The sequence below is a fragment of the Otoolea muris genome, assembly GCF_943193115.1.
GTDB lineage: Bacteria > Bacillota > Clostridia > Lachnospirales > Lachnospiraceae > Otoolea > Otoolea muris.
In genome coordinates this window covers 1-8,613 of record NZ_CALPCY010000095.1, presented here as the reverse complement: position 1 = coordinate 8,613, position 8,613 = coordinate 1, and the positions used below count along the sequence as shown (strand labels likewise).

Below are 8,613 nucleotides of genomic sequence, written 5' to 3'. Positions count from 1 at the left end.
CTGAGCGCTATTTTGTGAGCTAAAGTATTGATTTTTCAAGGAGCAAATCCCATTTTTAATGTGGGAAGTTTGAGTTAATAATTGGTACATAGAATTAAGCAAATTGATTAAGAGTAATCTGACACGCATAGAAAGTAAAGAACAAAAAGAATATGTTAGCAAGTCACTGATTGACGTAGTTAAAAACGGATATAAACTATTAGGATAGACAAGGTCGGAGCTGGTATACCTGACTTAATGATAAGCCCATTCTTCACAATGTACTATAAAAATAAGAATGAAAGTAATTATACGTACAAGATTTCAGAAAGCACAATTTACCAGACAGAATTAAGTTCATATATAAAGCGGGCGATATTCCTTTAAGTATGTGTTTCAAAGGGAGCGGTATAATTAGATAAGACGGGTTTCGTCCAGGTATTTTTAAAACGGGAGTAATTAGAAGTGAATTTATCTAATAGCATTTTTGAAGAATTTTTTATGAATAAAATATCTGAAGAGGAATTAATAGATCAGTTAGAGGTCGGTTCCCCGCAATTTGAAAAAAAATTAAAAAAGGAAATGAAAAGTACAATATTTAAAAGAGATGGGAAGCGGTTGGCATATCTTATTTATACATTGTTTTTAACAGAGAATAGCATAGATATGAATGTATATCTTGACATATTGAATCAGCTAATAATATGTGACTGGCATAAAGAACATGAAAATATTGCAATGATTTTACAAAAAATACATTCGCCTTCCAGTGTTGCTTATTTGAAAAAGGCATTATATTTGAACCCGGAGTATTTAAATTGGGATGATAATTATGCATTTGAGGTAAAAATTATATGGGCATTAGGATATATAAAAAATTCAGAGTCAAAGAAGGTATTGGAATTGGTATCAAAAGAATCAAATGAGATTTTAGCCCGAAATGCCAGGCAGCAATTAAGTAATTGGTAGTTTCAAAAGTTTAGGTGCAGAATTTTTTGCGTCCTGGATAAAAAGTATAGGTCATAAGAAAAACTAATCAGATATAATTTCCGGCCGGTGGATACGGGGCCGGCGCCAGAGGGTGGCAGAGATGAAAGGGTTATATGAGCATGAGCTGATTATTCCGGATCAGGGATTTTTGTTTAAGGTTTTTCCGTTTGAGGGAAGGGACGGAAATTATGTCAGGGCAAAGCACTGGCACCGCTCTGTGGAGATTTTTGCCGTCTATGAGGGGGCGCTTACGCTCTTTCTGAACGACGCGCCGCACTTTCTGGGGGCGGGACAGATGATGCTGGTCAATTCCAATGAGATCCATTCGGTTTCGGCCCCTGAGCCGAACCGGACGCTGGTTTTGCAGATTCCGCTTTCGGTGTTTGAGGGGTATTATACCGAGGGGCAGTTTATTGATTTTGTACATTCCCTTGGGGATGACGGCGAGGTGATGCGGCTTTTGGAGGAGATCGCCTGCTTTGCCAGGAGCCGGGAGGCGGGATATGACTGGAAAGCGAGGAGCGCTTTTGCGGAGCTGGTGTTTTGCCTGATTACCAGGTACAGGAGCATGGCGTCAGATGCAGAGCGCCTGAAAAGATGCCGGCGTATGGACCGGCTTTCTAAAATTACGGATTTTATGCGCGAGCAGTATGCGCAGGAGCTGACGCTTGAACGGGTGGCGGATGAATTCGGGTATTCTCCAACATATCTTTCCCGCATGTTCCGCAAATATGCGGGGATCAATTTTAAAGCGTATCTGCAGGAAATCCGGCTGGAGCTGGCGTTTCGGGAATATGCCGGCAGCGGCAGGAAGGCGTCGGATATCGCCATGGATTATGGGTTTGCCAGCAGCCGGGCGTTTGCCAGGGAATTTAAGCGCAAGTATGGGATGACGCCGAGTGAATTTAGAAGAAGGCAAGAAACAGCAGTTAAATAGCCATATTTTGAGACGAAAAGATAAAATATAGCATGTATAATCGAACTACAAAGAGTACGCAGAGAGTGCGGGGCGGGCTCCGGAGCTTTTTTAACATGCTCCGGTATGGATGCGGCCCCGGCGGAGGGAGCGCGTGACAGTTCGGAGGTTATCCGGACCGTTACGGGAATGTTAAAAAGGAGGAGAAGAATATGACGAATATGCCGGATGTGAAGCTGGGGATTGTAGCGGTGAGCCGCGACTGTTTTCCAAAGAGCCTGTCGGAAAACAGGAGAAAGGCTGTGGCTGCGGCCTGTAAGCTGGAGCTGTTTGAGGCCCCCACGGTGGTGGAGAATGAAAGGGATATGGAAAAGGCCCTGGAGGAGGTAAGGGCGGCTGGCTGTAATGCGCTGGTCGTGTACCTGGGGAACTTCGGGCCGGAGACAGAGGAGACGCTTTTGGTCAAATATTTTGACGGTCCGGCGATGGTTGTGGCCGCGGCGGAGGAGTCGGGCGACAATCTGATCCAGGGGCGCGGCGACGCGTACTGCGGGATGCTCAACGCCAGCTATAACTTAAAGCTGCGGAACTTAAAGGCGTATATCCCGGAGTATCCGGTGGGGACAGCAGAGGAGACGGCGGCGATGATCGAGGAATTCGCCCCGGTTGCCAGGGCGGTGATTGGCTTAAAGAGCTTAAAGATCATCAGCTTCGGCCCGCGCCCGCAGAATTTCCTGGCCTGCAATGCGCCGATTAAGCAGCTTTACAATCTGGGCGTGGAGATCGAGGAGAATTCGGAGCTGGATCTGTTTGAGGCATTTAACCGCCATACAGGCGATCCGAGGATTGAGGGCGTGGTTCAGGATATGGCCCGCGAGCTCGGGGAGGGGAACGGGAAGCCGGAGATTCTGCCTAAGCTCGCGCAGTATGAGCTCACGCTTCTGGACTGGGTTGAGGAACATAAGGGCTCGCGCTCCTGTGTGGCAATTGCCGGAAAGTGCTGGCCTGCGTTCCAGACGCAGTTTGGCTTTGTGCCCTGCTATGTCAACAGCCGCCTGACCGGGCGGGGGATTCCGGTTTCCTGCGAGGTGGATATCTACGGGGCGCTGAGTGAATTTATCGGGACTGCCGTGAGCCTTGACGCGGTGACGCTTCTGGATATCAATAATACGGTTCCGGACGATATCTTTAGGGCAGATATTGAAGGGACGTTTAACTACGGCCGCCGCGATGTGTTTATGGGCTTCCACTGCGGAAATACATGCTCCCGGAAGCTGGCGTTCTGTTCCATGAAGAATCAGCTCATCATGGCAAGGACGCTGCCCGAGGAGGTGACGAACGGGACGCTGGAGGGCGATATCGCGCCGGGCGAGATCACATTTTTCCGTCTCCAGAGCACCGCGGACGCCAAACTCCGCGCCTATGTGGCCCAGGGCGAGGTCCTTCCTGTGGCGACGCGCTCCTTTGGAAGCATCGGCGTATTTGCGATTCCGGAAATGGGACGGTTTTACCGCCATGTGCTGATTGAGAAGAATTATCCGCACCACGGCGCGGTAGCCTTCGGCCATTTCGGGAAGGCGCTCTATGAAGTCTTTAAGTATGTGGGAGTCCCGGTGGAGGAGATTGAGTATAATCATCCGAAGCATGAGAGATACGGCACAGAAAATCCGTTTGCGATCGGGTAGGGAAAATCCGGAAAGGAAAGAAATGTATTATATAGGAATCGATCTGGGGACGTCGGCTGTGAAGCTTCTTCTGATGGACAAGGAGGGCGCGGTTCAAAAGATTGTCTCCAGGGAATATCCGGTGGAATATCCGGCTCCGGGCTGGTCGCAGCAGAACCCGGAGGACTGGAGGCGGGAGAGCTTTGCCGGGATCCGCGAACTGACGGACGGACTTTCCCCGGAAGATGTGCGCGGGATCAGCTTCGGCGGCCAGATGCACGGCCTGGTCGCGCTGGACGAAGCGGACAGAGTCATCCGCCCGGCGATTTTGTGGAACGACGGCCGCTGTAAGGAGGAGACGGACTATCTAAATGAAACGATTGGCAGGGAGCGCCTGTTTTCCCTGACCGGGAATATCGCGTTCGCGGGCTTTACCGCGCCCAAGCTTTTGTGGATGAAAAAGCATGAGCCGGAGCTTTTCAGCCGGATCCGGAAAATTATGCTGCCAAAGGATTACCTGGCCTGGTGTCTGACCGGCGTCCACAGCACGGATTACTCCGATGCCTCGGGGACGCTTCTCTTAGACGTAAAGCGCCGCGTATGGTCTGAGGAAATGCTGGATATCTGCGGCCTTTCCATGGAACAGATGCCGCGGCTTTTTGAGAGCTTTGAGCCTGTCGGGCGCATAAAGCCGGAGCTTGCGGCCAGGCTTGGGGTGGCAGCAGACTGCGTGGTCGCGGCCGGGGCGGGCGACAACGCGGCGGCGGCTGTCGGCACGGGAACCGTGGGGGAAGGCGGCTGCAATATCTCGGTCGGCACGAGCGGGACGGTATTTATATCCGGCAGGGACTTCCGGGCAGATAACAATTACGCGCTGCACGCATTCGCCCACGCGGACGGCTGCTATCACCTGATGGGCTGTATGCTGAGCGCCGCATCCTGCAATAAGTGGTGGATGGACGGGATCCTTGAAACCGGGGATTATCAGAGGGAGCAGGATGCCGTCGGCGCTTTGGGTGAGAATCCTGTCTTTTTCCTGCCCTATCTGATGGGCGAACGATCGCCGCACAATAATCCGGATGCCCGCGGCGTGTTTATCGGGCTCTCCATGGATACGGATCGGGCGAGAATGACGCAGGCTGTCTTAGAGGGCGTGGCCTTTGCCATCCGCGATTCCTTTGAGGTGGCAAAAAGCCTTGGGCTCTGCCCGGAGCAGGCCAGCATATGCGGGGGCGGCGCGAGGAGCGCGCTGTGGAAGCGGATCTTTGCCAATGTCCTGAATAAGCGGATCGTGGAGCTTGAGACAGAAGAGGGCCCGTCCCTGGGCGCGGCCATGCTGGCGGCTGTGGCGGACAGCGCGTTTCCTTCCGTGGAGGCGGCCGCGGGGCGCATCGTGAAAGCGGTACGGACCATTGAACCAGAGCCGGAGCTGGCGGCGAAATATGAGGCGCAGTATCAGAAATTCCGGAAGCTGTACCCGGCGCTGGAGAAGGTGTTTGGGGAGATCGTATAGTTAAAATGAACGGGGCTGCCGGGAAAGGACAGCCCCATTATTCGTATATACTTCTCATATCACATTCTTGTATCATATCACGTCAAATCAATCAGTAGCAATTTGGCCATGTTTGTGCTATGCTTATAAGACATTCAGGAAACGCAAAGGGGACATATTATGAGTGATTTAGCATATGCTGATTCTATGATAGACAAGATTAGAGAATTGTTATTAAACGCCAGGCAAAAGGTCGCTGCACACATCAATACAGAACTTCTGTCCACCTACTGGAATGTAGGACGTATCATTGTTGAGCATGAGCAGAACAGTAACGAGCGCGCCGCTTATGGCAAACAACAGCTTCGTCAGATTTCCAAAGAACTTACAAAAGAATTTGGCAGAGGTTTTTCGGTTTCCAATATCCAGTTTATGCGCCGGTTTTATCAATCTTATCAAATTCAACAGACAGTGTCTGCTAAATTGAGCTGGTCACATTATTGCGAATTGTTGTCTATTTCTGACCTCGATAAACGCAGCTTTTATGAGAAAGAAGCTGTTAATTCCGGTTGGTCTATCCGGGAATTGAAACGGCAGATTTCAACTTCCCTTTACGAAAGGCTGCTGCTGACAGAGGGAAGAACAAATCAGGAAACCGTCCTTTCTCTTGCCCAAAAAGGAATTGAAATGGCACAGCCTGTTGACATGATTAAAGATCCTTATGTCTTTGAGTTCTTAGGGGCGCCGGAAAATAAACCGTTGCTGGAAAGTGATTTGGAAAAAGCGCTGGTGGCGCAAATAGAAAAATTTCTGTTAGAGCTGGGGCGTGGTTTTATGTTTGTAGGCACGCAGCAGCGTATTACCCTGAATAATATCCACTACTATGTCGATATGGTATTTTACAATAAGATTTTACGCGCTTATGTCCTGATTGAATTAAAGACAACAAAACTGATGGCCGAAGCAGTCGGACAGCTCAATATGTATCTGAACTATTACGCCGCAGAAGTAAATGATGAATATGATAATGCCCCCATTGGTATCATTCTCTGCACAGATAAAGACAGCGTATCCGCAGAATACGCTTTAGGCGGTATGGCTAACAATATTTTTGCCTCCCGTTATGTATCATATATTCCCCAAAAAGAACAGTTGATTGCACAGGTGGAAGCTGTTTTAAAAGATTGGCATGAAAAGGAAAATAAATAGGATAGCAGGCCGGAAATCATTATGGCATAGTCTTCCTTGCATGAAAAATGCTCTAAATGTGCCCTTCACTAATCATGAGAAAATTTTGTGATTAAGAAGTACCTGGGGTTTCATGATGTGAGGGGGACGTATCTCATTAACCTTGACGCTGAGGAAGAAGGGGTATTTATCACAAGCTGCGCGGGCGGCGTGCGCACGGATCTGTCGCTTCCCCTGGCATATGAGACAAAGGCATATGAGGCAGAGGTTCTTCTGACATTAGAGGGGCTGCGGGGCGGCCATTCCGGTCTGGACATCGGTTTCGGGAGGGCGAATGCGATTGCCTCTCAGGGAAGCATACGCCTGCATACGTCGCGGGAGAGGAGAGCGGCGCTTTTGGAGAAGCTGTGTTTCCTGGAACGGGATGTGAGGCAGGGGTTTGCCGGGACAGAGGAGATACGTTTCCGGATAGAGGAAAGGGAGCGGCAGCAGGAGGCGCGGGTATTGACGCGGGGATCCGTGGAGAAAATGATTCAGGCCATCACCCTTCTGCCCTGCGGCGTGCTCACATGGGATCGGGGAAACAGGGAGCTGGCGCAGACATCGTCCAATGCAGGGAGTATGACGATCGCAGAGGACAGGGTGACTTTCCTGTGCTCGGGCAGGAGTTCCGTAAGAAGGGAAAAGGAGCGCTTAAAGGAGTATATGCAGGTATTGGCGCAGGCCCTTGGAATGCAGTGCCGGTTTCACGGCGATTATCCTCAGTGGGAGTACAGAAGCCAGTCCAGGCTGAGAAAGATATGCGGGGAGGTTTATGCCGCATATGCCGGAAAGGATGCTGTTTTTACGGGCATCCATGCCGGGATTGAATGCGGCTATCTCGCAAAAAAGCTGGGCAGCCATATTGATATGATTTCCTGCGGGGCGAATCTGTACGATGTCCATACGCCGGCAGAACGGGCGGATGTGGAGTCGTTTTACCGAATGGAGGAGATTTTGATTGCGGTTTTGGAGGGGATTGTAAAGGACGGGCGGGATATTACATGCGGATTGCAGCCATTCCTGTAAGCGTTTAGGGGCAGAATGGACGGGTGTTGGTTAAAAGAAGTGAACTGTTACACCTTGTCAGCCGGAGGGCTGCCACCCTGTCATGGGTACTCTTCCATATGCTGTTATGCTTGAATATCGCCCTCAGTATCCTCAATTAGTTCATCAACCAAGGTTGAAACTAGTACACCGTTTTTTAATTCCTCATATACTAAGCACTCGCTATTTGCATCATTGCCGCGTTGTCGTCAGTCAACGATGCCACCGCATCGCCTCCTTCCTCCGCCTTGCACTGATACATATAAAGCGCTTAGTATATAAAGATTAAGAAAACGGTGTACTAGTGGGTGCTTTGCCACTATAAAAAGAAAAGAAGAATCCCTCGACTGTACGCCATTACAGTCGGGGGATTCGTTCTTTGCCTGCATGGATTTCTCCACATTTCTTTGCCTAACGGCATTATAGCATATGCAGATTTTAAATGCAAGATACATTTCTTTTTCACAAAATAAGGTTATCACAAATAAATGCAAGCACTTTTTGTGGTAATTGACGAACTATTACAAATAGGCGATGTACATAACTGACTGTAACCGTTCAGGCAGCCTCTGAACGGTTACAACTGACTGCTGCCCGCACGATAAAAAAGCCGTGCAAAATTGACATTTTTCCCATTTTATGAGATGATAAAAACGCCGATTTCCGCGGCAATATGAGAAGAGATTTATGGTAATGGAAAATGGAGGTAAATTTGTATGGCTGAAAAACGATGGAGGGATCCGCTGGTTTTTGCGGGAAAACGTCCGTGGCTGTTATTTTATACGCTTATAACGGCGCTGGTATCCTATGCGGCCCTGCTGATTCATTCAGGCGATGTCCTTACGGATATGGAGACGTATATTACGCATACGGAGCATTTTTTTAATGATTTCCGGCTGAAAGGCCGTTTTGGTCTTTCCTTGACGAAAAAGCTGTTTTCAACAGATGTTTATATCCCCGCGGCCAGTATCTGGTTTACTTGCGCGGCGATGGCGGCGGCCTGTCTTTTTATTGATTTTGCTGTGGCAGAGACGGCCCGGCCGGAAAAGAGAGGGAAGCTGGAACCGTTTTATTATATATTTAACGGGCTGTTTATCAGTTGTCCGATTCTGATACACCAGTTTTACTTTTCCTATCAGGCGTTTGAGGTTGCGTTTGCGTTCCTGCTGGGAGGCATGTCTGCGTTTTTTACGCTTCAGTGGGCGCGCGGCCCGAAAAAGCAGGGGGAGACTGTCCGAAAACTCGGACAGTTATAGAATGAAAAAAGGGTAGATACATCCGGACAAAAACGGATGATT

General features: G+C 49.4%; 7 protein-coding genes. All 7 read left to right on the top strand.

The annotated features are described in order from the left end of the window. Positions 1 to 444 precede the first annotated feature (444 nt). The 7 genes from NFS31_RS25710 (at position 445) to NFS31_RS25680 (ending at position 8,571) form a co-directional block, all read left to right on the top strand. On the top strand, positions 445 to 948 hold the full coding sequence (locus NFS31_RS25710; RefSeq protein WP_251501660.1) for a HEAT repeat domain-containing protein: 504 nt from the start codon (positions 445 to 447) through the stop codon (positions 946 to 948). Between the two features lie 121 nt (positions 949 to 1,069). Next, a complete protein-coding gene (locus NFS31_RS25705; protein ID WP_251501659.1) occupies positions 1,070 to 1,906 on the top strand; it encodes a helix-turn-helix transcriptional regulator in 837 nt (278 codons plus the stop codon). A gap of 191 nt (positions 1,907 to 2,097) precedes the next feature. After that, positions 2,098 to 3,570, top strand: coding sequence for an L-fucose/L-arabinose isomerase family protein (locus NFS31_RS25700; RefSeq protein ID WP_251501658.1), 1,473 nt, complete (start codon positions 2,098 to 2,100; stop codon positions 3,568 to 3,570). 22 nt (positions 3,571 to 3,592) lie between these two features. Beyond that, positions 3,593 to 5,062 carry a xylulokinase gene (gene xylB, locus NFS31_RS25695; protein ID WP_251501657.1) on the top strand — a complete coding sequence of 490 codons (1,470 nt, stop codon included), beginning with the start codon at positions 3,593 to 3,595 and terminating at the stop codon, positions 5,060 to 5,062. A gap of 159 nt (positions 5,063 to 5,221) precedes the next feature. Then, positions 5,222 to 6,250 carry a PDDEXK nuclease domain-containing protein gene (locus NFS31_RS25690; protein WP_251501656.1) on the top strand — a complete coding sequence of 343 codons (1,029 nt, stop codon included), beginning with the start codon at positions 5,222 to 5,224 and terminating at the stop codon, positions 6,248 to 6,250. Positions 6,251 to 6,337: 87 nt separating this feature from the next. Continuing rightward, positions 6,338 to 7,297 carry a zinc-binding metallopeptidase family protein gene (locus NFS31_RS25685; protein WP_251501654.1) on the top strand — a complete coding sequence of 320 codons (960 nt, stop codon included), beginning with the start codon at positions 6,338 to 6,340 and terminating at the stop codon, positions 7,295 to 7,297. 734 nt (positions 7,298 to 8,031) lie between these two features. Next, a complete protein-coding gene (locus tag NFS31_RS25680) occupies positions 8,032 to 8,571 on the top strand; it encodes a glucosyltransferase domain-containing protein (RefSeq protein ID WP_251501652.1) in 540 nt (179 codons plus the stop codon). The last annotated feature ends 42 nt before the right edge of the window (positions 8,572 to 8,613 follow it).